The sequence below is a fragment of the Burkholderia sp. MBR-1 genome (assembly GCF_013822785.1).
GTDB lineage: Bacteria > Pseudomonadota > Gammaproteobacteria > Burkholderiales > Burkholderiaceae > Burkholderia > Burkholderia vietnamiensis.
In genome coordinates this window covers 2,206,560-2,231,499 of record NZ_CP053609.1, presented here as the reverse complement: position 1 = coordinate 2,231,499, position 24,940 = coordinate 2,206,560, and the positions used below count along the sequence as shown (strand labels likewise).

26 protein-coding genes and 2 tRNA genes are annotated in these 24,940 nt (G+C 66.5%); 18 read left to right on the top strand and 10 right to left on the bottom strand.

All coding sequences use genetic code 11. The features are described 5' to 3' along the window. Positions 1-138: 138 nt before the first annotated feature. The 6 genes from rnr to MBR110_RS10235 all read left to right on the top strand — a co-directional run bounded on the left by rnr (position 139) and on the right by MBR110_RS10235 (position 7,343). Positions 139-2,622, top strand: a complete 2,484-nt coding sequence (gene rnr / locus MBR110_RS10260; RefSeq protein WP_011884656.1) for a ribonuclease R — start codon at positions 139-141, stop codon at positions 2,620-2,622. 149 nt (positions 2,623-2,771) lie between these two features. Then, positions 2,772-3,515: a 23S rRNA (guanosine(2251)-2'-O)-methyltransferase RlmB gene (rlmB, locus tag MBR110_RS10255; protein ID WP_041493820.1), complete on the top strand. Its 744-nt coding sequence runs from the start codon at positions 2,772-2,774 to the stop codon at positions 3,513-3,515. 131 nt (positions 3,516-3,646) lie between these two features. Continuing rightward, a complete protein-coding gene (locus tag MBR110_RS10250; protein ID WP_050991221.1) occupies positions 3,647-4,477 on the top strand; it encodes an N-acetylmuramoyl-L-alanine amidase in 831 nt (276 codons plus the stop codon). Between the two features lie 89 nt (positions 4,478-4,566). Then, the gene (gene rpiA, locus MBR110_RS10245; protein ID WP_011884660.1) at positions 4,567-5,259 is read left to right on the top strand and encodes a ribose-5-phosphate isomerase RpiA; all 693 of its coding nucleotides are present in this window, start codon (positions 4,567-4,569) and stop codon (positions 5,257-5,259) included. Between the two features lie 282 nt (positions 5,260-5,541). After that, positions 5,542-6,258 (top strand): FadR/GntR family transcriptional regulator, encoded by a 717-nt coding sequence (locus MBR110_RS10240; RefSeq protein ID WP_059602085.1) that lies wholly within the window; start codon positions 5,542-5,544, stop codon positions 6,256-6,258. A 98-nt stretch (positions 6,259-6,356) separates the two neighbouring features. Next, positions 6,357-7,343, top strand: a complete 987-nt coding sequence (locus tag MBR110_RS10235) for a Gfo/Idh/MocA family protein (protein WP_181709056.1) — start codon at positions 6,357-6,359, stop codon at positions 7,341-7,343. Between the two features lie 46 nt (positions 7,344-7,389). On the opposite strand, the gene MBR110_RS10230 is transcribed toward MBR110_RS10235, so the two are convergent. From MBR110_RS10230 to MBR110_RS10200, 7 genes are all read right to left on the bottom strand, one after another. Further along, on the bottom strand, positions 7,390-8,082 hold the full coding sequence (locus MBR110_RS10230; protein ID WP_041493821.1) for an amino acid ABC transporter permease: 693 nt from the start codon (positions 8,080-8,082) through the stop codon (positions 7,390-7,392). 122 nt (positions 8,083-8,204) lie between these two features. Beyond that, the gene (locus MBR110_RS10225; protein ID WP_011884668.1) at positions 8,205-8,999 is read right to left on the bottom strand and encodes a cystine ABC transporter substrate-binding protein; all 795 of its coding nucleotides are present in this window, start codon (positions 8,997-8,999) and stop codon (positions 8,205-8,207) included. Between the two features lie 99 nt (positions 9,000-9,098). Beyond that, positions 9,099-10,136, bottom strand: coding sequence for a quinone-dependent dihydroorotate dehydrogenase (locus MBR110_RS10220; protein ID WP_034193041.1), 1,038 nt, complete (start codon positions 10,134-10,136; stop codon positions 9,099-9,101). 159 nt (positions 10,137-10,295) lie between these two features. Beyond that, positions 10,296-11,126, bottom strand: a complete 831-nt coding sequence (locus tag MBR110_RS10215; RefSeq protein ID WP_011884672.1) for an arginyltransferase — start codon at positions 11,124-11,126, stop codon at positions 10,296-10,298. A gap of 33 nt (positions 11,127-11,159) precedes the next feature. Next, the gene (aat, locus tag MBR110_RS10210) at positions 11,160-11,924 is read right to left on the bottom strand and encodes a leucyl/phenylalanyl-tRNA--protein transferase (RefSeq protein ID WP_014722964.1); all 765 of its coding nucleotides are present in this window, start codon (positions 11,922-11,924) and stop codon (positions 11,160-11,162) included. Positions 11,925-11,935: 11 nt separating this feature from the next. Continuing rightward, positions 11,936-12,481: an NUDIX hydrolase gene (locus MBR110_RS10205; protein ID WP_011884676.1), complete on the bottom strand. Its 546-nt coding sequence runs from the start codon at positions 12,479-12,481 to the stop codon at positions 11,936-11,938. Positions 12,482-12,641: 160 nt separating this feature from the next. Beyond that, a tRNA-Met gene (locus MBR110_RS10200) sits at positions 12,642-12,718 on the bottom strand. Between the two features lie 213 nt (positions 12,719-12,931). Here MBR110_RS10200 and MBR110_RS10195 point away from each other — a divergent pair. From MBR110_RS10195 to MBR110_RS10185, 3 genes are read left to right on the top strand one after another with little or no spacing between them, the layout of a single operon-like run. After that, positions 12,932-13,429, top strand: coding sequence for a heme-degrading domain-containing protein (locus MBR110_RS10195; RefSeq protein ID WP_059734162.1), 498 nt, complete (start codon positions 12,932-12,934; stop codon positions 13,427-13,429). Positions 13,430-13,438: 9 nt separating this feature from the next. Beyond that, a complete protein-coding gene (locus tag MBR110_RS10190) occupies positions 13,439-13,771 on the top strand; it encodes a DMT family transporter (protein ID WP_371464602.1) in 333 nt (110 codons plus the stop codon). Between the two features lie 31 nt (positions 13,772-13,802). Further along, positions 13,803-14,963, top strand: coding sequence for an enoyl-CoA hydratase/isomerase family protein (locus MBR110_RS10185; RefSeq protein WP_059734163.1), 1,161 nt, complete (start codon positions 13,803-13,805; stop codon positions 14,961-14,963). Positions 14,964-15,082: 119 nt separating this feature from the next. Here MBR110_RS10185 and MBR110_RS10180 read toward each other — a convergent pair whose 3' ends face one another. Continuing rightward, positions 15,083-15,511: a hypothetical protein gene (locus tag MBR110_RS10180; RefSeq protein ID WP_059734222.1), complete on the bottom strand. Its 429-nt coding sequence runs from the start codon at positions 15,509-15,511 to the stop codon at positions 15,083-15,085. Positions 15,512-15,852: 341 nt separating this feature from the next. On the opposite strand from MBR110_RS10180, the gene ssuD reads away from it, so the two are divergent. The 8 genes from ssuD to MBR110_RS10140 all read left to right on the top strand — a co-directional run bounded on the left by ssuD (position 15,853) and on the right by MBR110_RS10140 (position 20,978). After that, positions 15,853-17,010, top strand: a complete 1,158-nt coding sequence (gene ssuD / locus MBR110_RS10175; RefSeq protein ID WP_011884686.1) for an FMNH2-dependent alkanesulfonate monooxygenase — start codon at positions 15,853-15,855, stop codon at positions 17,008-17,010. A gap of 16 nt (positions 17,011-17,026) precedes the next feature. After that, positions 17,027-17,836, top strand: a complete 810-nt coding sequence (ssuC, locus tag MBR110_RS10170) for an aliphatic sulfonate ABC transporter permease SsuC (protein WP_059739965.1) — start codon at positions 17,027-17,029, stop codon at positions 17,834-17,836. Next, the gene (locus tag MBR110_RS10165) at positions 17,833-18,798 is read left to right on the top strand and encodes an ATP-binding cassette domain-containing protein (protein WP_045579138.1); all 966 of its coding nucleotides are present in this window, start codon (positions 17,833-17,835) and stop codon (positions 18,796-18,798) included. The genes ssuC and MBR110_RS10165 overlap by 4 nt, the downstream gene beginning before the upstream one ends. 55 nt (positions 18,799-18,853) lie before the next feature. Next, positions 18,854-19,069 carry a TOBE domain-containing protein gene (locus tag MBR110_RS10160; protein WP_006400187.1) on the top strand — a complete coding sequence of 72 codons (216 nt, stop codon included), beginning with the start codon at positions 18,854-18,856 and terminating at the stop codon, positions 19,067-19,069. 143 nt (positions 19,070-19,212) lie between these two features. Next, a complete protein-coding gene (locus MBR110_RS10155; RefSeq protein ID WP_011884695.1) occupies positions 19,213-19,410 on the top strand; it encodes a hypothetical protein in 198 nt (65 codons plus the stop codon). Positions 19,411-19,465: 55 nt separating this feature from the next. Then, positions 19,466-19,720, top strand: a complete 255-nt coding sequence (locus MBR110_RS10150; protein ID WP_011884697.1) for a hypothetical protein — start codon at positions 19,466-19,468, stop codon at positions 19,718-19,720. Positions 19,721-19,856: 136 nt separating this feature from the next. Continuing rightward, on the top strand, positions 19,857-20,843 hold the full coding sequence (gene dusA, locus MBR110_RS10145) for a tRNA dihydrouridine(20/20a) synthase DusA (RefSeq protein ID WP_059734165.1): 987 nt from the start codon (positions 19,857-19,859) through the stop codon (positions 20,841-20,843). Between the two features lie 59 nt (positions 20,844-20,902). Beyond that, positions 20,903-20,978: transfer RNA gene (locus MBR110_RS10140), tRNA-His, on the top strand. 403 nt (positions 20,979-21,381) lie between these two features. On the opposite strand, the gene MBR110_RS10135 is transcribed toward MBR110_RS10140, so the two are convergent. Beyond that, positions 21,382-22,110, bottom strand: a complete 729-nt coding sequence (locus tag MBR110_RS10135; RefSeq protein WP_034193188.1) for a lysozyme inhibitor LprI family protein — start codon at positions 22,108-22,110, stop codon at positions 21,382-21,384. Positions 22,111-22,759: 649 nt separating this feature from the next. Here MBR110_RS10135 and MBR110_RS10130 point away from each other — a divergent pair. Beyond that, positions 22,760-24,199, top strand: coding sequence for a PAS domain-containing sensor histidine kinase (locus tag MBR110_RS10130; RefSeq protein ID WP_059734224.1), 1,440 nt, complete (start codon positions 22,760-22,762; stop codon positions 24,197-24,199). Between the two features lie 79 nt (positions 24,200-24,278). Here the strand turns inward: MBR110_RS10130 and MBR110_RS10125 are convergent, their stop codons facing one another. After that, positions 24,279-24,743, bottom strand: coding sequence for a plasmid fertility inhibition factor family protein (locus MBR110_RS10125; protein ID WP_046427102.1), 465 nt, complete (start codon positions 24,741-24,743; stop codon positions 24,279-24,281). Positions 24,744-24,940: the final 197 nt, after the last annotated feature.

Here is a 24,940-nt window from a genome sequence, read left to right as displayed (position 1 = left end):
CGGCATTCGGGTCATTTCGCGACACGGGCGGGTGATAGAATGACTCGCCGCCGTCACTATAGAACTGTCTGACGGACACTTCTATGTTGATGCCGTGCACCATCAGTCAACGCAACGAGAACAACCATCGACAAGCCCTTGAGCAAATACCCGTACCCCATTCCGAGCCGTGAAGAAATTCTGGGCGTGCTGCGCACGAGCGACGCGCCGCTGGCCGCCAACGACATCGCCGAGGCGCTGTCGATCAAGCGCCAGGAGCGCGAGGGGTTCTTCCGGCGTGTCGCCGCGATGGAACGCGACGGCCAGATCCGCCTCGACAAGCGCGGGCACTATCAGCTCACCCACCCATCGAACTTCGTCGCCGGCCGCGTGCAGGGGCATCGCGACGGCTACGGCTTCGTGATCCGCGACGACGGTCAGGACGACCTGTTCCTGCCCAACGGCGAAATGCAGAAGGTGATGCACAACGATCGCGTGCTCGCGCGCATCGTCGGCTACGATCGCCGTGGCCGCCCGGAAGGTCACGTCGTCGAAGTGACCGAGCGCGCGAACAAGCGCGTGATCGGCCGGCTGCTCAACGAGAACGGCGCGCTGATCGTCGCACCGGAAGACAAGCGCATCGGTCACGACATCCTGATCACGCAGAACGTGAAGAAGGCGAAGGTCGGGCAGGTGGTCGTCGTCGAGCTGACCGACTTCCCGAGCCGCCATTCGCAGCCGCTCGGCCGCGTCGTCGAAGTGCTCGGCGACATCGACGATCCGGGCATGGAAATCGAGATCGCGGTGCGCAAGTACGGCGTGCCGCACGAATTCAGCCAGCCGGCGCTCGACGAAGCCGCCGCGCTGCCGGACAAGGTACGGCCGGCCGATCTGCGCTTCCGCGTCGATTTGCGCGACGTGCCGCTCGTGACGATCGACGGCGAGGACGCCCGCGACTTCGACGATGCCGTCTACTGCGAGCCCACCAAGGTCGGCCGCGGCGACGGCTTCCGGCTGATCGTCGCGATTGCCGACGTTTCGCACTACGTGCAGCCCGGCAACGGCCTCGACGCCGACGCGCTGGAGCGCAGCACGTCGGTGTACTTCCCGCGCCGCGTGATTCCGATGCTGCCGGAGAAGCTGTCGAACGGCCTGTGCTCGCTGAATCCGCAGGTCGACCGCTGCGTGCTCGCGTGCGACATGGTGATCACCGCGCGCGGCGAGATCAAGGCGTACCAGTTCTATCCGGCCGTCATCCACTCGGCCGCGCGGCTCACGTACACCGAAGTCGCTGCCGTGCTGTCGAACACGAAGGGGCCGGAAGCCGCGCGCCGCGCGGATCTCCTGCCGCACCTGCAGGATCTGTACGGCGTGTACAAGGCGCTGTTCGCCGCGCGTCAGAAGCGCGGCGCGATCGACTTCGACACGACCGAGACGTACATCGTCTGCAATTCGCAGGGCAAGATCGAGCAGATCGTGCCGCGCCAGCGCAACGACGCGCACAAACTGATCGAGGAATGCATGCTGGCCGCGAACGTCTGCGCGGCCGATTTCCTGAAGCGCAACAAGCATGCGGGCCTGTACCGCGTCCATGCGGGCCCGACGCCCGAGAAGCTCGAGAACCTGCGCGCGTTCCTGCGCGGCATGGGCCTGACGCTCGGCGGCGGCGAGAAGCCGCACGCGAGCGACTATGCGGCGCTGATGGCGCAGATCCGCGACCGGCCCGACGCGCAGATGCTGCAGCCGATGCTGCTGCGCTCGATGCAGCAGGCCGTGTACAGCCCGGACAACATCGGCCACTTCGGTCTCGCCTACGAGGCGTACGCGCACTTCACGAGCCCGATTCGCCGCTATCCCGATCTGCTCACGCACCGCGCGATCTACGCGATCCTGTCGGGCAAGAAGTACACGCCGAAGGCGCCGGAAGGCTTCGAGCTGAACACCGCGCTGTCGCCCCGCGCGCGCGCAATGCAGCAGGCCGACGACGAAACGCGCGGCCGCTCGCGCCCGAACACGGCGATCTGGGAAGAGCTCGGCCTGCACTGCTCGGCGAACGAGCGACGCGCCGACGAAGCATCGCGCGACGTCGAAGCGTGGCTCAAGTGCTACTTCATGCGCGACAAGCTCGGCGAGGAGTACGGCGGGATGGTGAACGGCGTCACGTCGTTCGGCATCTTCGTGCAGCTCGACACGCTGTTCATCGAAGGGCTCGTGCACGTCACGGAGCTCGGCTCGGACTATTTCCAGTACGACGAGATCAAGAACGAACTGCGCGGCGAGCGCACGGGCATCCGCTATCGCTTGTCGGATCGCGTGCGCGTGCAGGTGAGCCGCGTCGATCTCGACGCGCGCAAGATCGACTTCCGCCTCGTGCGCGACACGCCGGTGAAGGCGCCGCGTCCGGCGCCGCAGGCGCCCGCTGCGGGCGGCAATGGCAACGCCAATGCCAACGGCAGCGATCGCGGCGGCCCGCGCTTGCGCATGCTGCCGGCCGCGGACGAAGCCGCGCCGCGCCGCAAGCAGGCGGCGAGCGCGCCGACTGCCGCGGTGAAGGAGGCACGTGCCGCGCGCGCCGCAAAGAAGAAGGGCGGTGCGGCGGCGAAGACGCCCGCCAAGAAGGCGCACCCACGCAAGAAGTATTGAGCGTACGGGGCGGCGCCGGCGCCGCCCTCGCCGTATCGACAGACGCCGCGTTGCACCGGCCGCCGGCCGGCCACGCGGCGCTTTCCTTTTCCATGGTCGCGGCCGCGCGCGTTGCGCGGCCGCACGTTTGATCGAAGGTTGTTCCAGTCATGTCACGTCTGAAGGTTCTTTACGGTTTCCATGCGGTGACCGCACGTATGCGGCACGATGCGTCGACGGTTGCGGAGGTGTTGTACGACCAGACGCGCCGCGATCGCCGCATGCAGGAGTTCCTGCACGCCGCGAAGGAAGCGGGCGTGCGGCTGATCGCGGCCGACGAAACGCGTCTGTGGGGGCTCGCGCATACCGAGCGCCATCAAGGCGTCGTCGCGCGCGTCGAGGACGTTCCGCTCGCGCAGAACCTGTCCGAGCTGCTCGACGGCATCCAGGGCCCGGCGCTGCTGCTGGTGCTCGACGGCGTCACCGATCCGCACAACCTCGGCGCGTGCCTGCGCGTCGCCGACGCGGCGGGCGCCCATGCGGTGATCGCGCCGCGTGACCGCGCCGTCGGCCTGAACGCGACGGCCGCGAAGGTCGCGAGCGGCGCGGCCGACACCGTGCCGTACATCACCGTCACCAACCTCGCCCGCGCGCTGCGCGAGCTGAAGGACGCGGGCGTGTGGATCATCGGCACCGCCGACGAAGCGTCGGGCACGCTGTACGACACGAAGCTCGACGGCCCCGTGGCGATCGTGATGGGCGCGGAAGGCGAAGGCATGCGCCGGCTCACGCGCGACACGTGCGACGACGTGATGAGCATCCCGATGGCCGGCAGTGTCGAAAGCCTGAACGTGTCGGTCGCGAGCGGCGTATGCCTGTACGAAGCGGTACGGCAGCGGCGCATGAAGGGCTGACGCGCCGGGCGTTGCGTATGGGCAAGCCGCTTCACCCGAACCACGCGTGCCGCGATCGCGCGCGGCGCGTGCTCGACGCACTGCGAACCAGGTTCCTGTTGCGCATCGGTGCGTCGTGCGCGATCGCCGGCATGCTGGCCGGTTGCGCGACGCCGTCGCTCGTCGAGCGCGGCAGTTACTACGCGGACACGAGCCTGCACGCGCGCGGCGCCGATTCGCGCATCCGCTTCCTCGTGATGCATTACACCGAAAGCGACGAAGTGCGAGCGTTGCGCACGCTGACGGGCGACTCGGTCAGCGTGCACTACGTGGTGCCGCCGCAACCGCGCATCGAACGCGGTGAGCCCGTCGTGTACCAGCTCGTTCCGGAATCGAAACGCGCGTGGCATGCGGGCGTCAGCGCATGGCAGGGCACGACCGAGCTCAATGCGGTGTCGATCGGCATCGAGAACGTGAACCGCGGGCCGCTCGATCCGCAGCACCGCAGCTGGCAACCGTACACGCCGGAGCAGGTCGATGCGCTGATCCGGCTCTCGAAGGACATCGTCGCGCGCTACGGCATCCCGCCGACGCGTGTGGTCGGCCACAGCGACATCGCGCCGCAGCGCAAGATCGATCCGGGCCCGCTCTTTCCGTGGCATGCGCTCGCGCAGGCCGGCGTCGGCGCGTGGCCCGACGATGCGACCGTCGCCGCGCGGCTCGGTACGCGCGATCCGCATGCACTCGTCGACGTGCGCGAGCTGCAGTTGAAGCTCGCGCGCTACGGTTACGACGTCCCGACCGATGGCGTGCTCGATGAGCGCTCGCGGCGCGTGTTCGCGGCGTTTCAGATGCACTTCCGGCCGTCCGACTATGACGGCAATCCGGATGCCGGCACCGACGCGATCGCGCAGGCGCTGCTCGACAAGTATTTCCCCGGCACGCCGGCTGGCGGCGACGCGACGGCGCCCGGCGCACCTTGATCGCCGGCACCTCCCGTGCCGAAAAAGCGTGGGCCGTGGTCCGAGTCCGGTAAACTGGCGCCTTTTCGCCATCTCGCAGCATTTCCACCATGACTCAAGACGAACTCAAACGCCTGGTCGGCCAGGCGGCCGCCGATTATGTGATCCAGAACGTGCCCGAAGGCGCGGTGATCGGCGTCGGCACCGGCTCGACCGCCAACTGCTTCATCGATGCGCTCGCGGCCGTCAAGTCGCGCTATCGCGGCGCCGTATCGAGCTCCGTCGCGACGACCGAGCGGCTCAAATCGCACGGCATCAAGGTGTTCGATCTGAACGAGATCGACGCGCTGCAGGTGTACGTCGACGGCGCCGACGAGATCGACGCGAGCGGCGCGATGATCAAGGGCGGCGGCGGTGCGCTGACGCGCGAGAAGATCGTCGCGTCGGTGGCCGATACGTTCGTCTGCATCGCCGACGGCAGCAAGCGCGTGCCGGTGCTCGGCGCCTTCCCGCTGCCGATCGAAGTCGTGCCGATGGCGCGCACGGCGATCGGCCGGCGCGTCGCCGCGCTCGGCGGGGTGCCGGTGCTGCGCGTGACGAAGGACGGCGCGCCGTACATCACCGACAACGGCAACGAGATCATCGACGTCAAAGGGCTGCAGATCGCGGAGCCGCGCGCATTCGAGGCGAAGGTCAACGCGTGGCCGGGCGTCGTGACGGTCGGTCTGTTTGCCGAGCGCGGCGCGAACCTGTGCCTGCTCGGCACGGAAAACGGCGTTGAAACGATTATTTATCCCGCTTAATCTTTTCTGAATGAGAAGCAGTCCGTAGTTGCGTCACGAGTCGTAACGGACTGCATGTTTAAATATTGTTCAATGGCCCGCCCGGCAAGCGCAGAGCGCTTCCCGGGCTTTTTTTGAGGCCTTATAAATCACTCCATATAAAAGAGGGATAACCCTGTCAGGTGTTTACCAGATAGCGAAATATCTCCGAACTCATCAACTTATAGATCATAAGAACAGTCGTAACCAGGGCCGGCGGAACTGCGGAGCAGTTATTCGCAAATAGACGCACGGGGAGGTGTCATGGAGCAGGGCAAAGACCGGTCACTGGTCGCTAAAGTGATGGATGGACTTGTCGCGGGTATCGTCGAGGACAAGTACGGCGGCATTTTGCCGCCGCAGGATGTGTTGTCGAAAGAGTTCGACGTCAGCCGCACGGTCATGCGCGAAGCATTGTCGATGTTGCTGGCGCGCGACATGCTCGACGTGCGTCCCAAAGTCGGCACGCGGGTTCGGCCGATGCGCGATTGGCGGATGATCGATGAAGACGTCGTGAGCTGGCGGTTTCGTGCGAAGCCCGACCCGCAGTTCATGCGCGACGTGATCGAATTCCGCATGCTGATCGAGCCGCGCGCCACCGCCCAGGCGGCCGTGCGCGCGACGGCGGTCGACATCGCCGGGATTCGCGAGGCATTCGAGGCGTTCAAGGTGCTGCAGCCGGGCGACCCGAACTACGACACCGCGGACGAGCTGCTGCATACGCGCATCGTCCAGGCGAGCGGCAACCAGTTCTTCCAGCAGATGGCGGCGATCGTGCGAGGCGCGGTGCGGCTCGTGAATCCGCGCGTCGTGCAGAAGGAAGGTGCGCACGACATCGCGGTGAAGGCCCATGCGCGCGTCGTCGACGCGATCGAACGACGCGATCCGCGCGAGGCCGAGTCCGCCTCGCTCGCGCTGATCGACTTCAGCGCCGACGAGATCTCGCGCGACTTCTCCGTCGACGTGCCGGTGCGGGCGTGACGCTGCACGGGTCGTTCATCGGCGAGCCGGTGCGCGTATCATGACGGCCGGCCGGCAGTGCGCCGGCCACCGTCATACGACCGCCACGGAAGATTCCGATGAACGACTTGAACGACCGCCCGGTGCGCTTCGGCATCGTCGGCGCAGGCAGCATCGCCCACCGTTTCGCGCAAAGCCTCTCGCACGTGCCCGGCGCCGTACTCAGCGGTGTGTGGGCGCGCCGCGCCGACGCCGCCATCGCGTTCTGCAACAGCTGCGGCGGCACGCCGGCCGCGAGCCTCGATGCACTGCTGGCAAGCGATATCGACGCCGTCTACATCGCGACACTCCACGACAGCCATGCGCAGTACGCGCAGGCCGCGCTCGCGGCCGGCAAGGCCGTGCTGTGCGAAAAACCCGCGACGCTGAACGCAGCGCAGCTCGATGCCGTGCTCGACGCGGCACGCGTGGCGGGGCGGCTTTTCATGGAGGCGATGAAGCCGCCGTTCTTTCCGTTGTACCGACGATTGCGCGCGCATCTCGATGACGATCCGATCGGCGAGATCCGGCTCGTGCGCGCGGGCTGCGCGTCATCGACGGTGCCGGCCGAGCATTCCGTCTATCGGCTCGACCGCGCAGGCGGCGCGTTGCTGGACATCGGCATCTACGAAGCGTTTCTCGCGGTCGACTGGCTCGGCGCGGTGCGCGACGTGCAGACGCTCGGCCGCGTCGGTGCGACCGGTGTCGACGTATTCGCGAGCCTGAACAGCCGCCACGCGAACGGCGGCATCGCGCAGCTCTTTTGCGGGCTGGACGTGATGGGGCGCGGCGACGCGTTGCTGGCGGCGGCCGGCGGGCACGTGACGATTCACGAGAAGTGGTGGAACCCGGCGCGCGCGACGATCCGCTACGCGGACGGCCGTACCGTCGAACTCGATGCGCCGGTCGAAGGCGGCGGCCTCAATTACGAAACCGCGCATTTCTGCGAATTGCTGCGCGCGGGCGCGCTCGAGAGCCCGATCATGACGCACGACCATTCGCGGCAGATGATCGCGATGACCGATGCGGCACGCGCGGCGCTCGGCGTGCGCTATTCGGGCGAGTAGGGAGAGAGCAGGCTGGCCGCGCCGGCCGCGAAGCGCAGCGCGGCGTTCAGTGCCGGCCGGGCAGCGACAGGCGCTTCTCGTACCAGCGCTGGACCCATTCGAGGATCTGGCACAGCACCCAGTACACGGCCGCGGCGGCCAGATACAACGGCAGCGGCTGATAGGTCGCCGCGATCACTTCCTGCGCGCTGCGCAGGAGTTCGGTGACGGTGATCACCGACACGAGCGACGTGTCCTTGATCAGGCTGATCAGGCTGTTCGACAGGCTCGGCACCGCGATGCGCAGCGCCTGCGGACCGATCACGTAGCGCAGCGTCTGCGACCACGACAGCCCGAGGCTGTAGGCGGCCAGCCACTGGCCGCGCGCGATCCCGTTGATGGCGCCGCGCATGCTTTCCGACATGTACGCCGCGACGTTCGCCGACAGCGCGATGACGCCGGCCGGCGTCGGATCGAGCGAGATGCCGAGGCTCGGCAGCCCGTAATAGATGACGAAGATCTGCACGAGCAGCGGCGTGCCGCGCATCAGGCTCACGTAGCCGCGAGCGAGCCATGCGAGCGCGTTGACCCAGATCCGTTCGAAGCCTTCGAGCGCTTCGCTTTGCCGGATGCCCATCATCGCGAGCACGACCGCGCCGAGCAGGCCGAACACCATCGACAGCACGGCGAACTTGACGGTCAGCACGGCGCCCTGGGCGAGCACCGGCAGCGATTGGACGAGCAGGGACGTTGTCGACATGGATGGCGAATCGAGTGCGTGCGCGAAAGCGCAATCATAAACCGGACGAATAAAACAAAGGGCGGCATCGTTTCGGATGCCGCCCATTCCAGCCCGCCGTCAGGCGGGAAACAGAGGCGTGCTTACTTGACGGGCTTCGTCACGTCGATGCCGAACCACTTGTCCGAGATCTTCGTGAACGTGCCGTCGGCTTCGAGTTGCGTCATCGCGTCGTCGATCGCCTTCTGGAACTTCGGGTTGCCCTTCTTGAACGGGATGCCCGACGGGTTCGCCGAGCCGACGTTCGCGCCCGGGCGCAGCGGCAGCTGCGAGTTCTTCGTCAGATACGCGAGCATCAGACGGTCGTTCAGCGCCGCGTCGAGACGGCCGGCCGCCAGGTCGCGCAGATACTCGGGCGCGCCCGGGTACGTCTTCACGTCGATGCCGGGCACCGACTTCGCCATGTCCATGTAGTTCGTGCCGAGCGCGACGCCGAGCTTCTTGCCCTTCAGATCCTCGAGCGACTTGAACTGGCGCGTGTCGTCCTTGCGCTGGATCAGCTGCGCGGACGAGTACGTATATGCCGGCGAGAAGTCGAGCGTTTCCTTGCGCTTGTCGGTGATGCCAACCTGGTTGGCGATCACGTCGAACTTGCCAGCCTGCAGGCCCGCGATGATCCCGCTCCATTCGGTCGTCACGAACTCGGCCTTCACGCCGAGCTTCGCGGCGACGGCCTTCGCGATGTCGACGTCGAAGCCGACGAGCTCGCCCTGCGGGCTCTTCGAGTTGAACGGGGGGAACGTGCCTTCGAGGCCGACGCGCAGCGTGCCGCGTTGCTTGACCTCGTCGAGGAGGTCGGCCGCGTGCGCGGTGGCAGCAGCGAACGACGTGCCGACCAGGCCGGCGACCAGCAGCTTCTTCAGCAGCGAAATTTTCATCGTGTGAGCTTCCTTGCCCCAGCGGGCGTGATTCGGACAGTGACGCCGATCATAGCAAGAATGCAATCGGCTACTAAATATCGTTTGATTATGGCTATATTACGCGGCGCGCTCGGCGGCGATTGCCTTCACGCATTCGGCGACGAGCGCCGGGCCGCGATAGATGAAGCCGGTATACAGCTGGACCAGCGACGCGCCGGCGGCGAGCTTCGTGCGGGCGTCGTCGCCGGAGAAGATGCCGCCGACGCCGATGATCGGCACCGCGCTGCCGAGTTCGGCGTGCAGCTTGCGGATCACTTCGTTCGAGGCGTCGAAGACCGGCCGGCCCGACAGCCCGCCGGCTTCGTCCGCGTGCGGCAGCCCTTGCACGGCTGCGCGCGACAGCGTCGTGTTGGTGGCGATGACCGCTTCGATCTTGTGGCGCAGCAGCGTGTCGGCGATTTCCTTGACCTGCTCGTCGTCGAGATCGGGGGCGATCTTCAGCGCGAGCGGCACCAGCTTGCCGTGCAGGTCGGCCAGCCGCTGCTGCTTGTCCTTCAGCGCGGCGAGCAGCGCGTCGAGCTCGCCGGCGCCTTGCAGCTGGCGCAGGTTCTTCGTGTTCGGCGACGAGATGTTGATCGTCACGTAGCTCGCGAACGGATACACGCGTTCGAGGCAGTACAGGTAGTCGTCGGCCGCGCGCTCGATCGGCGTGTCGGCGTTCTTGCCGATGTTCAGACCCAGCACGCCGCGATAGCGGGCCGCCTGGACGTTCTTCACGAACTGGTCGACGCCGTGGTTGTTGAAGCCCATCCGGTTGATCAGCGCGTCGGCCTGCGGCAGCCGGAACATGCGCGGGCGCGGATTGCCCGGCTGCGGCCGCGGCGTGACCGTGCCGACCTCGATGAAGCCGAAGCCGAGCGCGGCGAGGCCGTCGATGGCCGCGCCGTCCTTGTCGAGGCCCGCCGCGAGGCCGACCGGGTTGCGGAACGTGAGCCCCATCACGGTGCGCGGCGCATCGGGCACGCGGGCCGACAGCGCGCACGCGAGGCCCGTGCGGCCGGCCGCGCCGAGCGCGCGCAGCGTGAGGTGATGAGCGTCTTCCGCATCCATCTTGAACAGGGATGCGCGGGCCAGCGGGTAGAGGGAACTGAACACGGGAATTGGGCGGACGGCCGAAATGGATGACAACCCGCTATTTTACCGGGAGTTGCGCGGCAAGGGCGCGCTTCGCTTCGTAGGCGTCTCCGTTGCGCGGCGGCGCGGCGCGGTGCGCGGGCAAAGGGGAGAGTGAAGGCGCGCGAGCGCGCGCCGTCCTCAGCCTGCGCCGGAATGCCCGCCCGGCAGCGGCGCGCGGGCGAGCGCGGCGTCGACGGGCGGCAGGTCGACGCGGGCCGGATCGAGCGTCTTCCAGCGTCCGTCGAGCAAGCCTTCGAGCGGATGGAAGTTCGCCTTGTACGCCATCTTCGGGCTTTCGCGGATCCAGTAGCCGAGATACACGTACGGCAGCCCGAGGCTTCGCGCCTGCTCGATCTGCCACAGGATGTTGTAGGTGCCGTAGCTCGTGTGCGCGTCGTCCGGCTCGAAGAACGTGTAGACCGACGACAGCCCGTCGCCGAGGATGTCGATCATGCTGACCATGCGCAGCTTGCCGGGCTCGCCGCCCGACGCGTCGAGGTCGCGGAATTCGACGAGCCGCGAGTTGATCCGGCTTTGCAGCAGGAACTGCTCGTACTGGTCGCGGCTGTCGCGGTCCATGCCGCCGCCCGCATGACGCGCCGACTGGTAGCGCATGTAGAGCGCGTAGTGCTCTTCGTCGTAGTGCAGCGGCGAGACCGTCGCCACCAGTGCGCGGTGGCGCTTCCACATCCGGCGCTGCGTGCGCGACGGCGTGAACGCGCGCACCGGCACGCGCACCGGCACGCACGCGCGACAGCCGTCGCAGTACGGCCGATAGGTGAACACGCCCGAGCGGCGAAAGCCGGCCTTCACGAGTTCGGTATAGATGTCGGAGTTGATCAGGTGGCTCGGCGTCGCGACTTGCGAGCGCGCGATGCGACCGTCCAGATAGCTGCACGGATAAGGCGCCGTTGCATAGAATTGCAACGCCGAAAGCGGTGAAAGCGGCAGCTCAGTCGGGTGAGTCATGGGCAGCTCTCGATGCAGGGAAGGAGTGCCGCGCTAGCGCTCGATCCCACGAGGGGCCGCCGCTCCGGCGGGGCCCGTCAGCGCGGCGAGCGCGCGCTTGTCGAACTGCCACGGAATCGGCGGTTCGGCCACCGCGCGGCGCACGTGAGCGACAAAGGCCTTGCGTGCGATCTCGCGGCCGCCGAGCGACGCTAGATGCGACGTATTCTGCTGGCAGTCTATCATTTCCAGCCCCTGGTCGCGAAGGTGCGCGACCAGCGTCGCCAGCGCGATTTTCGATGCGTCGGTGGCATCCGCGTACATCGATTCGCCGAAGAACATCCGTCCGAACGCGACGCCGTAGAGGCCGCCCACCCGCCGGCCGTCGTGCCACGTCTCGATGCTGTGCGCGTTGCCCGAGCGGTGGAGCGACGTGTACGCGTCGATGATCTCCGCGGTGATCCACGTGCCGCGCTGACCGCGGCGCGGCGCCTGCGCGCAGGCGCGCATCACGCCGGCAAAATCGTGATCGACGCGCACTTCCCATGCGGCGTCGCGCAGCACGCGCTTGAGCGTCTTGCGCAGCGACGGCGACACCTTGAATTCCGCCGGCGCGAGAATCATCCGCGGATCGGGGCTCCACCACAGCACCGGCTGGCCGTCCGAGTACCACGGGAAGATGCCGCGCAGGTAAGCGTCGATCAGCCGCGACGGCAGCAGGTCGGCGCTCGCGGCGAGCAGCCCCGGCGCGCCGGTCGCGGGCCCGAGCGCGCGTTCGACGGGCGGAAACGGATCGTCCGGGTCGAGCCAGGGGACCATGGGGCGCGGGCTCAGCCGGTGCGCAGCGAGCGGAAGATATCGCCGGTATGCACGCCGTAGTCGCCGGCGGCGCGATCGGCGAAGAAGAAACGCAGCGTCTGGCTGACGGTCGGGAACGCGATCTCGTCCCACGGGATGTCGGCTTCGTCGAACAGCTTCACTTCGAGGCTTTCCTCGCCGGCCTCGTAGTCGGGATCGATGAGCCGCGCCAGATAGAACAGGTGGACCTGATGCACGTGCGGCACGTTGAGCAGCGTGAACAGGTTCTGTATCTCGACGCGCGCGCCGGCTTCCTCGAGCGTTTCGCGTGCGGCGGCCTCGGCCGTCGTCTCGCCCATTTCCATGAAGCCCGCGGGCAGCGTCCAGAACCCGTAGCGCGGTTCGATCGCGCGGCGGCACAGCAGCACCTGATCGCCCCAGACCGGCACCGTGCCGACCACGTTGCGCGGATTCTGGTAATGGATCGTGCCGCAGTGATCGCAAACGAAGCGCTCGCGGTTGTCACCCTGAGGAATGCGCGCGATGACTTCGTGGCCGCAGACGGAGCAGAATTTCATGTCGAGTGGAAGGGACGAGGTGATGCGAGTGTATCACCGGGGCCGCGCATTCTCGAACGCCGGCGCGTGTGCGCGGCGCGCGACGAGCAATGCAAGAAACCGGACGCGGAAAAACAAAAAGCCCGGCGCAGAGCCGGGCTTTTTGCATCAATCGGGACGTTGGTTGCGGGGGTAGGATTTGAACCTACGACCTTCGGGTTATGAGCCCGACGAGCTGCCAGACTGCTCCACCCCGCGTCCGTCGAAGAATTGAATTATATGGACTTCCCGAAATGCATGCAAGCACTTTCTGACAATCGTGCTGCACGGCCCATCGCGGGCCGCGCAGGGCGGAGGTTCGGGCGCGTGCGCTAGAATCGCTCGGTTTGCTCGTGTCATTCATGCCGCAGCGCGGCTGTGCGCATCTCGCATCGTCGCCGTTGCAACCCTCACTACTGCCTCGACGGATTCATGGACATCGCTCACGATCTGCAATCGATCGGCGCGCAGGAACAGGCGCTCGTGTTTCCCCAATTCGACCCCGCGCGCGCATGGTCGCTCGGCAACCGCATGCATGCGCTCGCGACGGCACGCGGCCATGCGATCGCGATCGACATCGCGACCTTCGGTCAGCCGCTGTTCTTTGCGGCGCTTGCGGGCGCGACGCCCGACAACGCGGACTGGGTGCGCCGCAAGCGCGCCGTGGTCGCGCATTTTCGCCGCAGTTCGTATGCGATCGGCCTGCGCATGCAGCAGGCCGGCGCAACGCTCGCGGACAAGCACGGGCTGCCGATCTCCGAATATTCGCCGCACGGCGGCTCGTTTCCGCTGACCGTCGCCGGGGCCGGCGTGATCGGCTCGATCACCGCATCGGGGTTGCCGCAGCGCGCGGATCACGAGTTCGTCGTCGAAGCGCTGTGCGCCGAACTCGGACACGACTATGCGGTGCTGGCACTCGAAAGGAGCTGACCGATGCAACTGCCCGGTTACGCATGGCTCGCGATCGCGATCGTCGCGGAAGTGGTCGGCACATCCGCGCTGCGCGCGGCCGACGGCTTCACGCGCTTCTGGCCGTCGGCGCTGGTCGTCGCCGGCTACGGGATCGCGTTCTACTGCCTGTCGCTCACGTTGCGCACGATGCCCGTCGGCATCATCTACGCGGTGTGGTCCGGCGCCGGCATCGTGCTGATCACGCTCGTCGCGATGCTGCTGTATCGCCAGGTGCCCGACGTACCGGCGGTGATCGGCCTCGGGCTGATCGTCTCGGGCGTCGTGGTACTGAACCTGTTCTCGAAGATGCAGGCGCACTGAGCGTGCGCCCGCGATACGCCGGATGACTCACATGACCGATTCCACTTCCCGTTCCGGGCCCGCTGGCGCGGACACGCCTCAGCCCGATGTGCGCACGTACGTCGCGAACCGCATCGGCTATCTCGAACTGAACCGCCCGAAGGCGCTCAATGCGCTGTCGGTCGGGATGATCCGTCTGATGCAGCAGGCGCTCGACGCGTGGCGCGCCGATCCCGACGTGGTCGCCGTCGTCGTGCACAGCCCGCATCCGCGCGCATTTTGCGCGGGCGGCGACGTGCGCTTCTTCCACGACGCATGGCAACGCGGCGAGCGCGATGCGATCGACACGTTCTTCATCGACGAATACACGCTCAACCATACGATCTTCACGTATCCGAAACCGTATATCGCGCTGATGCACGGCGTCGTGATGGGCGGCGGCATGGGCATCTCGCAGGCCGCGCGCCATACCGGCGGCCTGCGGGTCGTGACCGATTCGACCGGGATGGCGATGCCCGAGACGCGCATCGGCCTGTTCCCGGACGTCGGCATGAGCTGGTTTCTCGCGCGCACGCCCGGCGCGATCGGCCGCTACCTCGCGGTGACGGGCGCGACGCTCGATGCGGCCGGCGCGTTGTACGCGCAGCTCGCCGACGTCTATCTGCCCGATGCGGCGCTGCCTGCGCTGCTCGATACGCTGCGCAGCGCGCGCCTCGACAGCGGCGCGCACGCAGTGCAATGCGTGATCGACGCGGCCGCCGCGCACCGCGTCGTGCCGACGCCCGATACGTCGGCGCTCGCCGCCGCGCGCGCCGGCATCGACCGCCATTTCGCGCAGCCCGACCTCGGCGCGATCCTCGCGTCGCTCGACGCGGCGCGCGACGGCGCGGCCGTCGACGGATGGGTCGCGCAGGCCGCCGATGCGATGCGCAGCCAGTTGTCGCCGCTGTCGATGGCCGTGTCGCTCGAGGTCGTCGAGCGCGCGCGCGATGCGACGATGGCCGATTGCCTACGGCGCGACCTCGACCTCACGCGCTCCACGTTCGCGCACGGCGACGTGATCGAAGGCGTCAGGGCCTTGATCGTCGACAAGGACCACCAGCCGGCGTGGCGCTTCAAGTCGATCGACGCGCTCGATCGCGCGGACGTCGTCGCGATGTTCGACAGCCCGTGGACCGCCGACACCCATCCGCTGCGCGACCTCGAGGACTGATCGCGAGCGTCACGGGATCGCTTCAAAAACAAAAGAGGCCGCGTGCAGATGCACGCGGCCTCTTTGCTTTGCGGATAGCGGTTCGGCCGCAACGCCGTCCGCGCTGCGGACGGGCGCGCTTACTCGTCGCCGGCGTCGTCCGACATGAACGCGCGCATGAACACGAGCGCGCCGAATCCCCACACCGCGTTGGTCGCGAAACCGGCTGCGAGCACGGGCATCATGTTGCCCGACGGCCAGATGCCGCGCAGCGGATCGATCGCGAACACGCGCGCCGCGGTCAACACGATGCCGCCGAATACCAGTGCGCCGACCCACGGTGCTTCGCGATCCGGCGACACGCGCAGCAGCCACGCCATCGGCACCGCACAGCACGCGCTGATCAGCGCGTTCGCGACGAATTCAGGAATACCGAGCGGCGCGAACGGTTGCGTCGAGAAGCCGGCGGCGGCGATCAGATCGGCCGTATGCAGCAGCGCGAGCGTCGCTTCGCGGAAGAACAGGGCGGCCAGGAAGCCGGACAGGAACGGCAGGATCAGTTTCTGCATCGATGAGTGCATTGCAGGCGTGCACGACGCAAGCCGGGCGCGCGAAGTTGTTCGGAGAGATCCGTCATTATAGGGGCCGGTCGACGCGATATTCGCTGCAGCGTCGTGCTAATCACGAAAGCGGAAAACCTAAGCTCAAAAAAATCGTTCCTAAGCCCTGTAGCGATCCATAGACTGATTTCCCGGAATCAGCCGTGCAGTGGCGCTCTCGCGAGCGGCACGATCAGGCCGGCGAGCCATCCCGATTTGAATGCACACCATGCATGCGCCGCGTAATCGCGATGCATGCAGGGGCGCCTTTTGTCCGAATTCCGGCACGAACAGTCAAGCAGGAGCAGCAGATGAACGTTTTCTGGTTTATTCCCACGCACGGCGACAGCCGATACCTCGGCACGACCGAAGGCGCGCGCGCAGCGGACTACGACTATTTCAAGCAGATCGCCGTCGCCGCCGATACGCTCGGCTACGAAGGCGTGCTGCTGCCCACGGGCCGTTCCTGCGAGGATGCGTGGGTCGTCGCGTCGAGCCTGATCCCGGCGACGCAGCGTCTGAAGTTCCTCGTCGCGATCCGTCCCGGCATCGCGTCGCCGGGGCTGTCGGCGCGGATGGCCGCGACGTTCGACCGGCTGTCGGGCGGCCGGCTGCTGATCAACGTCGTGACGGGCGGCGACTCCGCCGAGCTCGAAGGCGACGGCCTGTTCGCCGATCACGACACGCGCTACGAAATCACCGACGACTTCCTGAACATCTGGCGTGGGCTGCTCACCGCGTCCCACGACAACGGCGGCTTCGACTATATCGGCAAGCATCTGCAGTCGAAGGGCGGCAAGGCGCTGTATCCGCCCGTGCAACGGCCGCATCCGCCGCTGTGGTTCGGTGGCTCGTCGCCGGCCGCGCATGCGATCGCAGCCGACCACATCGACACCTATCTCACCTGGGGCGAACCACCCGAGGCCGTCGCGAAGAAGATCGCCGACATCCGCGCCCGCGCCGACGCGCGCGGCCGCAAGATCAAGTTCGGCATCCGCCTGCACGTGATCGTGCGCGAGACCGAGGACGAAGCGTGGCGCGACGCGGAGCGCCTGATCAGCCGTCTCGACGACGAGACGATCGCCCGCGCGCAGCAGGTGTTCGCGAACATGGATTCGGAAGGGCAACGCCGGATGGCTGCGCTGCACGGCGGCAAGCGCGGCGGCCGCGACACGCTCGAGGTGTATCCGAACCTGTGGGCCGGCGTCGGCCTCGTGCGCGGCGGCGCGGGAACGGCGCTCGTCGGCAATCCGCAGCAGGTCGCGGAACGCATGCGCGAATACGCGGATCTCGGCATCGAGACGTTCATCCTGTCCGGCTATCCGCATCTCGAGGAGTCGTACCGTTTCGCGGAACTCGTGTTCCCGCTGATCAAGAGCAGCGGCGCGAAGCGGGCGTCCGGTCCGCTGTCGGGGCCGTTCGGCGAGATCGTCGGCAACAACTATCTGCCGAAGGCGAGCCAAAGTTGAACGAAGGAGGCTGGCGATGACAACGAAAACCTCCGTGACCGCCGCCGTCGCCGCCCGCGTGTGGTGCGGCGTCGCGCCGTGGCTCGTGCCGCTCGCGCTGTTGGCCGGGTGGGAGATCGGCGCGCGCGCCGGCTGGCTGTCGACCCGCGTGCTGCCCGAACCGGTGGCGGTGGTGCGCGCCGCATGGTCGCTCGTGACGTCGGGCGAAATGTGGGCGAACGTCAAGGTCAGCACGTGGCGCGCGCTGTTCGGCTTCGCGATCGGCGGCGGCGTCGGCCTGGCGCTCGGCCTCGCGACCGGTCTGTCGAAGGCGGCGGAGGTCGCGCTCGATTCGACGATCCAGATGATCCGCAACATCCCGGCGCTCGCGATGATTCCGCTCGTGATCCTGTGGTTCGGCATCGACGAGAAGGCGAAGCTGTTCCTCGTCGCGCTCGGCGTGTTCTTCCCGATCTACATCAACACGTATCACGGGATCCGCTCGGTCGACGCGAACCTGATCGAGATGGCGAAGAGCTACGGCGTGCGCGGCTTCGCGCTGTATCGCGACGTGATCCTGCCCGGCGCATTGCCGTCGATCCTCGTGGGCGTGCGCTTCGCGCTCGGGCTGATGTGGGTGATGCTGATCGTCGCGGAAACGATCTCCGCGCAATCGGGCATCGGCTACATGACGATGAACGCGCGCGAATTCCTGCAAACCGATGTGGTGGTGGTCGGCATCCTGCTGTACGCGGTGCTCGGCAAGCTGGCCGACGTGCTCGCGAAATGGATCGAGCGCGTGACGCTGCGCTGGCACCCCGCTTATCAACCCGGAGCAAAGGCATGAATGCGACGACTTCGGCGGCGGCCTACGGCGCGCTCGCCGGCGCAGACCTCGAGGCCGAGCTGGCACACGCGCGCGTGACCGACGATGACGCGCGCGACGCGGCGCTCGCCGAGCGGGACGGCCGCGCATCGGTGGTCCCGATCGCGCCGCGCCGCGCGGGCAATCCGTCACGGGACGATGCGGTGACGCTGTCGGGCGTCAGCAAGCGGTTCGGTGCGCGCACCGTGCTCGATGACGTCGAACTCGGCATCGCGCGCGGCAGCTTCGTGGCGATCGTCGGTCGCAGCGGCTGCGGGAAATCGACGCTGCTGCGTCTCGTCGCGGGGCTCGACGCGCCGAGCAGCGGCACGCTCGCGACGCACGGCGACGGCGGCGGCGCGCTCGACACGCGGATCATGTACCAGGACGCGCGCCTGCTGCCGTGGAAGACCGTGCTGCAGAACGTGATGCTTGGCCTCGGCCGCGGCCGAGAGGCGCGCGAGCGGGCGCGTGCGGTGCTCGACGAAGTCGGACTGCTGGAGCGCGCGAACGACTGGCCGGCCCAGCTGTCGGGCGGCCAGCGGCAACGCGTCGCGCTGGCCCGTGCGCTCGTGCACCGGCCGCAGTTGCTGCTGCTCGACGAGCCGCTCGGCGCGCTCGACGCGCTCACCCGCATCGAAATGCATGCGCTGATCGAGCGCTTGTGGCGCGAGCACCGGTTCACCGCGCTGCTCGTCACGCACGACGTGCAGGAAGCCGTCGCGCTCGGCGACCGGATCCTGCTGATCGAGCAGGGGCGCGTCGCGCTCGATCAGCCCGTGCCGCTCGAGCGGCCGCGTGCGCGCGCGTCGGCGGCGTTCGCGGCGCTCGAGGACCGCGTGCTGCAACGCGTGCTCGCCGGCGGGCCGGGCGGTGCCGATCCGCACGCGGCACGCGACGACGATTACGTACGACCGGCCGCGCAGATTCGCTGGGCCGTTTAAACGCGGGCGGCTGAGGCCGCCCGTCCCTGGACTTTCCATTCGGAGCGATTACCCGATGAGCATCACTGCAATCAACGTACGTAACCAGTTCAAAGGCAAGGTGAAGGAGATCATCCGCGGGCCGGTGGTGTCGGAAGTCGACGTCGAGACGCCGTTCGGCATCGTCACGTCGGTGATCACCACGCGCTCGGTCGACGAACTCGAACTGAAGGTCGGCGCGGAAGTCGTTGCGCTCGTCAAGTCGACCGAGGTGTCGATCGCGCGCCTCTGAGCCGGTTTGCCGTGCCGGCGTGCGGGTGGGGCGGTTGCCCGTCCGCGCGGCGGTGGGCGGCGGGTTCAGCCCGCGTTTGCCTCGGTATTCGCCGTCCGGACGAAGTGCTAGGATGGAGCGACATCGATGCCGGAGGCCAACGCATGACCCCCATCCTTTCTCCCGAAGCCATCGAGGCGCTGAAGTGGATCGACCAGTTCGGCGACAGCCGGCCGGTGCCCGCCGCGTTTGACGACGTGGTGTATGCGTTGCTGAACGAAGGGCTGATCTACCAGGCGGCAGCCGGGCGCGTCGATCTGACCGCCGACGGCCGATCCGTTTTGTCCAACGAATACGATTGAGCGCGCGTCGCCGGCCGCCGCGGCGGCCAGGCGCCGTGGCGCGACGGAGCCAGCGATGGAACCGACGGGCAGCGATCTCGGCGATTTCAGCGAGCCGTACCGAGGCTATGAGATCGAGGTGAAGACCGAGCAGGTGTGGGACGGCGAGCACGCGCACTACCGCGTGCTGCAGGACGCCGTCGTGCGGATCGACTGGCGGCTCGTGAAAGTCGACGGGATGCTGCTGACCGAACGACGTGTGATCGAGCGCGTGCTCGACGAGGCGCGGCGCGCGGTGGACGTCGAACTGGGCGGCGGCGCGGCCGCGTAGCCTCGTTACGGTGGCCGGCGCGGCCGTGCGGCCCGCGTTGCGGTAAAATCACGGGTTGCCTCTCGCGCTGCTTGCTGCCCCGAATTCCATGTCCGCACCGTCTACGCTTCCTCCCCGCCGCGTTTCCGTGGCGCCCATGCTCGACTGGACCGATCGTCATTGCCGCTCGTTCCATCGCACGCTGACGCGCGACACGTGGCTGTATACGGAAATGATCACGACGGGCGCGCTGCTGTTCGGCGACGCGCAGCGGCATCTCGCGTTCACGCCGAACGAATCGCCGGTCGCGCTGCAACTCGGCGGCAGCGAACCGGACGATCTCGCCCGCGCCGCGAAGCTCGGCGAGCAGTGGGGCTACGACGAGATCAACCTGAATTGCGGGTGCCCGTCCGAGCGCGTGCAGCGCGGCGCATTCGGTGCGTGCCTGATGAACGAGCCGCAACTCGTCGCCGACTGCGTGAAGGCGATGCGCGATGCGGTGTCGGTGCCCGTGACGGTCAAGCACCGGATCGGGGTCGACGCAGTGGAGGACTATGCATTTGTGCGCGACTTCGTCGGCACGGTTGCGCAGGCAGGCTGCGACACGTTCATCGTGCATGCCCGCAATGCGATCCTGAAAGGGCTGTCGCCGAAGGAGAACCGCGAGATCCCGCCGCTCAAGTACGACTATGCGTATCGGCTGAAGCGCGATTTCCCGGCGCTGGAGATCGTGATCAACGGCGGGATCAAGACGCTCGACGAGGTGGCGGAGCATCTCGAGCACGTTGACGGCGTGATGCTCGGCCGCGAGGCGTATCACAACCCGTACGTGCTCGCGGGCGTCGATGCGCGCTTTTGCGGATCGACTGCGCCGGCGCCGACGCGCGAAGAGGCCGAGGCGAAGCTGATCGAATATTGCGCGGCGGAGTTGAAGCGCGGCACCTATCTCGGCGCGATCGTCCGGCACGCGCTCGGGCTGTATCGCGGTGTCGCGGGCGCACGTGGCTGGCGGCGCGTGCTGTCGGACAACAAGAAGCTCGCGCGCGGCGATCTGAGCGTGTTCGACGAGGCGCGCACGCATCTGAACGACGCTATCGAAAATTTTGAAAAAAATGCTTTGCAAGATGGAAAAGTGTTCGTATAATCTTGTTCTTCGCTGCTGAACACGAAACGAAACAGCGAAGACGCAAAGCAGTATCAGTGGTGGCTGTAGCTCAGTTGGTAGAGTCCAGGATTGTGATTCCTGTTGTCGTGGGTTCGAGTCCCATCAGCCACCCCAAAGAATTCCTAGCGGTATCAAGTTGTTGAAAACGGCACTGTCCTTCAGGACAGTGCCGTTTTTGTTTTGGCATTCCCGAATTGGGAATTGCGCGCGGTAACGCTTTACGAGCTATGTGAAGTCGCAGGGGCGGGCGGTCGTCGCCGGACGCATGCCGATCCCGCAACGCACCGGGTCCGCCTTTGCCGGGTCACGAATACGTGCGCCGGCTCCCAGTGCCGAGTCCGTCGCGCGGCAGCGGTGCGCTGCCGGAAACGGCTCGCGGCCGAGCAGTCGCTTCTCGTCACGCCGTTGAAGCCGCGCGCGTCAGCCGACGCAAACGAACCGAACCGGGCCTGGGACCCGCGGCGAAGCCAGACAGCGCCCCTCATCGAGCGGAGTTTGACCCGCGGCGGTCGCCGTCCTAGTTGTCTTGAACGGCCGCGTCACCGGTCTGGGCAATCTTGGATAGCACGCGCTTCTGATATGCATACCAGGACATCAGGCAGTCTTTATCGCGGCAATTTTTTTCTCGAAAGTTCCATTGCCGCCTCGTTCTATTATTGAACGCCGTTTTGTCTACCGCGGCCTCCTTGGCCTGACGGTACGTGTCGGCGAGATCGCGGTCAGCTGCCGCCAAATCCGGATCGTGACAAATCAGAAACTCTGGAATCGACTTCGCCTTGCTGCAGTCGAAGCTCGTTTGCTGGACGGGGCCGTTGGCAGAGTCATGCTGAGCGTCGGTGGCGGGTGTGGTCGTGGTCGGTGGTTGCGGCACTTGCGATGACGATGCTGCACCGACCGGAGCCTGGCTCACGGTCTGACTTGGCGCTCTCTGGCCGAACGGAATCAGTTGCCCGGCTACGGCATCTTCCACCATTCCATTCAACAGGGATCCCGGCGCAACACGTATGGTTTCCGTCTTTACCACCATATCTCCGGCCATAGTCTGCGATTTTGCGAATTCACAGGGCGCTTGACACGCGACGCGCGTCGAGAAATTCGGATTATCTTCGTCGATCAACAGCAGGATGTACGTGCCGTCGCGAAGGCCGACGTATCGCATCATGACCAAAGGCTTGGCCGTCTTTCCGGCACGAATATCATCTTCGCTTAGGCCCGGCTCGTAACCATAAGTCCCGTCCTGATTGATGGCGTAATTATGCCGAGGCGCGGGCGGGGCAGTGGTGGTCGTTTGCGTCGGAGAAACCTGAGAGGCCGGGGCAGTGTCACTGGCCGCGGCAGGTGCCGCCGTTGTGGTTGCCGAATGAGTGTTGTCCTGCTTCGAATTACATCCCGCGAGAGCTGCAACGACAAGCAGCACAGGGCCAATATGTTTCATGGTCTTCCTCGTTTCTTGTTTGATTTAGTATTTCCATTGCGACTAGCAGATTTCGCTGCACGCACATGCGCCTAAGGTGCGCTTGCGAGTCGATCATGTCAGTCGGCCGCGGGCATCGCAAGCGGCCCATCGCATAGCCGAGCCCGGTACCTACGGTCTGGTTCAAGGTTATTTGTTTTGTTAACTAATTTGATGCTAAATCAGTATGCCGGTGTTGACTTGGATCAGTCGGTGGCTGAAGGTGTCAAATCAGCGTTTTTTTCTGATGGACACAAACGGGGAAGCAGCACGATCACTTTTGGCGCCCCCATTTTCAGCATGAATTAGCCGCCGCAATATCACCGCCAATTCCACCGCGGTTTATTCTGTCGATATCCGACACGAGGTTTATGGAGGGACGAGCGCCTTGGAATATGCCGAAAACGGACCGAACGGCGGGCACCCGAGCGAGGCGATCGCCATGGTTTCAGCGGAGGAGCGCTACCGCTCGCTGGTCGACGCAATCCGCGACTATGCGATTTTTCTGCTGGACCCGACCGGGCATGTCGCCAGCTGGAACGCCGGCGCGGAGCGTATCAAAGGCTATCGCGCCGACGAGATCATCGGCCAGCACTTCTCGGTCTTTTACCCATCCGACGCGCAACAGCGCGGCTATCCGGCGGAAGAACTCGCTCGCGCCGTCACGCTCGGACGCTGGGAGGACGAAGGGTGGCGCATACGCCGCGATGGTTCGAGGTTCTGGGCCAACGTCGTCATTACGCCGCTGCGAGACCGCGAGGGCATGCTGGTCGGCTTCGCGAAAGTCACGCGCGACCTGACCGAGCGCCGCAGCAATGAAGAGAGACTGCGTCAGAGCGAAGAGCGCTTGCGTTTGCTGATGGACGCGGTCGAGGATGCCGTTTTCATGCTCGACCCGGACGGTCACATCACCAGCTGGAACGCCGGTGCGAAGCGGCTCAAAGGTTTCGAACCGGCGGAGATCATCGGCCACCACGTGTCGCGTTTCTATCCGGCGGAAGACATCGCGGCGCGCAAGCCGGAGAGGGAACTGGCGACCGCGGCCGCACAGGGCCGGGTGGAGGACGAGGGCTGGCGGCTGCACAAAGACGGATCGCGTTTCTGGGCCAACGTCGTGATTACGGCGGTCTACGGTCCGGCCGGCAAATTGCTGGGCTTCGCGAAAGTCACGCGCGACATGACCGAGCGTAATCGCCTGAAGCAACTGGAGTACGCAAGCGAACTCGCGTCGCGTATCGAGACGGCCCGCGAGGAAGAAAAGAAGCGGATCTCGCGAGAACTGCACGACGACCTCGGCCAACAACTGACGGCGCTGAAGATGGGCCTGAACAGGCTCGTGACGCAGGATGACGCGACGCCGAGTGCCCAAGCGGCCCAGCTCGCCGACAGCATGCGCGCCGCGCTCGACCGCGCGATCCTGTCGGTGCGGCGCTTGTCGGCCGGCTTGCGGCCGGCGATCCTGGACGATCTCGGCCTGCTTCCCGCGCTCGAGTGGCTGGTGGACGACTTTCGGCAACGCTCCGGCTTGCGGGTGCTGTTCCACACAGAGCGTTGCGATGTGAGATTCACGGACGCCGCGTCGACGGCGTTGTTCCGCATCGTCCAGGAGGCGCTCACGAACATTGCGCGGCACGCATGGAATCCGACCGAAGTCCGGATCGCATTCCGTTGCACGGAATCGCAATGCGACCTGTCGATCGAGGACGACGGCGAGCCGGCCCCGTCAACCGAGCGCCCGCCGGCTGCGGTTCACTCGTCGGGGCTCGCCGGCATTCGCGATCGCGTGCGACGGCTTGGCGGCACGAGCGTCGCGGAGCCTTTACCGTCGCGGGGCTTCGGCATCAGTCTGTCGGTCCCGCGCAGATCGGTCACGACCGACTGAGGCCAACGGCACAACGTCGTCGTGCCGTGCTCCAGGACGTCGAGATCGAACCGGCCGCCACTACCGACCCGATCGAACGTCACATACCGCAATAGCGCGCGAGCAAATCCGCTTCCGTCTCATGCACCTCCACCGGCACGCGCGTCGCGCCCGCGTGCGCCAGATAGCGCGCGCGATGCTGCCCGTTCCGGAACGACGCAACGCCGGTCTTCGACAGGCCCGGGATGCCGAGCAGCGTCCGCGGCCTCGTCTCGCGGAACGTGATGAACGGCATGTCCGGAATCCGCGCCTTGTCCGGGTCGAGAAATTCGCGAATGCCGGCCGCCTTGCCGGGCGGCCAGTCCTGAACGGACGGCAGCACGTAATCGGTCGTGTCGCGGTCCGCGCACGCGAGCAGCCGACGCAGGTCGATGGTCACGACGCGATGTCGCGAGTCGTCGGATCCGAATACCCGCTTGAGGTGCGTATAGGCGTAGGCGGCGTGTCCGGGCAACGGAACGATCCAGACGTCGACGCCGTCGTGTTGTGCCTGAGCGAGTGTCATGGTTTGCATCGTATTGCGGTGATTTCTGTGGCTCGACCGTCGCAGTGCGGCGGCCTCCGTCCGCAGCGGAATGCGGCGACAGAGGTCACACGAGCAGCTAACGCGCGATCGCCGCCGCGCCGCGCTCGTCGACGCGTTCGCGATCATTCCGAGAATAACGGCACCGTGCGTCCGGAATTTATTCCCACGAGCGAAAT

Coding starts and splice junctions, on each gene's coding strand:
- rlmB (WP_041493820.1), top strand. CDS start 2,772: ATGTCACGTCTGAAGGTTCTTTACGGTTTCCATGCGGTGACCGCACGT.
- MBR110_RS10250 (WP_050991221.1), top strand. CDS start 3,647: ATGCTGGCCGGTTGCGCGACGCCGTCGCTCGTCGAGCGCGGCAGTTAC.
- rpiA (WP_011884660.1), top strand. CDS start 4,567: ATGACTCAAGACGAACTCAAACGCCTGGTCGGCCAGGCGGCCGCCGAT.
- MBR110_RS10240 (WP_059602085.1), top strand. CDS start 5,542: ATGGAGCAGGGCAAAGACCGGTCACTGGTCGCTAAAGTGATGGATGGA.
- MBR110_RS10235 (WP_181709056.1), top strand. CDS start 6,357: ATGAACGACTTGAACGACCGCCCGGTGCGCTTCGGCATCGTCGGCGCA.
- MBR110_RS10230 (WP_041493821.1), bottom strand. CDS start 8,082: ATGTCGACAACGTCCCTGCTCGTCCAATCGCTGCCGGTGCTCGCCCAG.
- MBR110_RS10225 (WP_011884668.1), bottom strand. CDS start 8,999: ATGAAAATTTCGCTGCTGAAGAAGCTGCTGGTCGCCGGCCTGGTCGGC.
- MBR110_RS10215 (WP_011884672.1), bottom strand. CDS start 11,126: ATGACTCACCCGACTGAGCTGCCGCTTTCACCGCTTTCGGCGTTGCAA.
- aat (WP_014722964.1), bottom strand. CDS start 11,924: ATGGTCCCCTGGCTCGACCCGGACGATCCGTTTCCGCCCGTCGAACGC.
- MBR110_RS10205 (WP_011884676.1), bottom strand. CDS start 12,481: ATGAAATTCTGCTCCGTCTGCGGCCACGAAGTCATCGCGCGCATTCCT.
- MBR110_RS10195 (WP_059734162.1), top strand. CDS start 12,932: ATGGACATCGCTCACGATCTGCAATCGATCGGCGCGCAGGAACAGGCG.
- MBR110_RS10185 (WP_059734163.1), top strand. CDS start 13,803: ATGACCGATTCCACTTCCCGTTCCGGGCCCGCTGGCGCGGACACGCCT.
- MBR110_RS10180 (WP_059734222.1), bottom strand. CDS start 15,511: ATGCAGAAACTGATCCTGCCGTTCCTGTCCGGCTTCCTGGCCGCCCTG.
- ssuD (WP_011884686.1), top strand. CDS start 15,853: ATGAACGTTTTCTGGTTTATTCCCACGCACGGCGACAGCCGATACCTC.
- ssuC (WP_059739965.1), top strand. CDS start 17,027: ATGACAACGAAAACCTCCGTGACCGCCGCCGTCGCCGCCCGCGTGTGG.
- MBR110_RS10165 (WP_045579138.1), top strand. CDS start 17,833: ATGAATGCGACGACTTCGGCGGCGGCCTACGGCGCGCTCGCCGGCGCA.
- MBR110_RS10160 (WP_006400187.1), top strand. CDS start 18,854: ATGAGCATCACTGCAATCAACGTACGTAACCAGTTCAAAGGCAAGGTG.
- MBR110_RS10155 (WP_011884695.1), top strand. CDS start 19,213: ATGACCCCCATCCTTTCTCCCGAAGCCATCGAGGCGCTGAAGTGGATC.
- MBR110_RS10150 (WP_011884697.1), top strand. CDS start 19,466: ATGGAACCGACGGGCAGCGATCTCGGCGATTTCAGCGAGCCGTACCGA.
- dusA (WP_059734165.1), top strand. CDS start 19,857: ATGCTCGACTGGACCGATCGTCATTGCCGCTCGTTCCATCGCACGCTG.
- MBR110_RS10130 (WP_059734224.1), top strand. CDS start 22,760: ATGGTTTCAGCGGAGGAGCGCTACCGCTCGCTGGTCGACGCAATCCGC.
- MBR110_RS10125 (WP_046427102.1), bottom strand. CDS start 24,743: ATGACACTCGCTCAGGCACAACACGACGGCGTCGACGTCTGGATCGTT.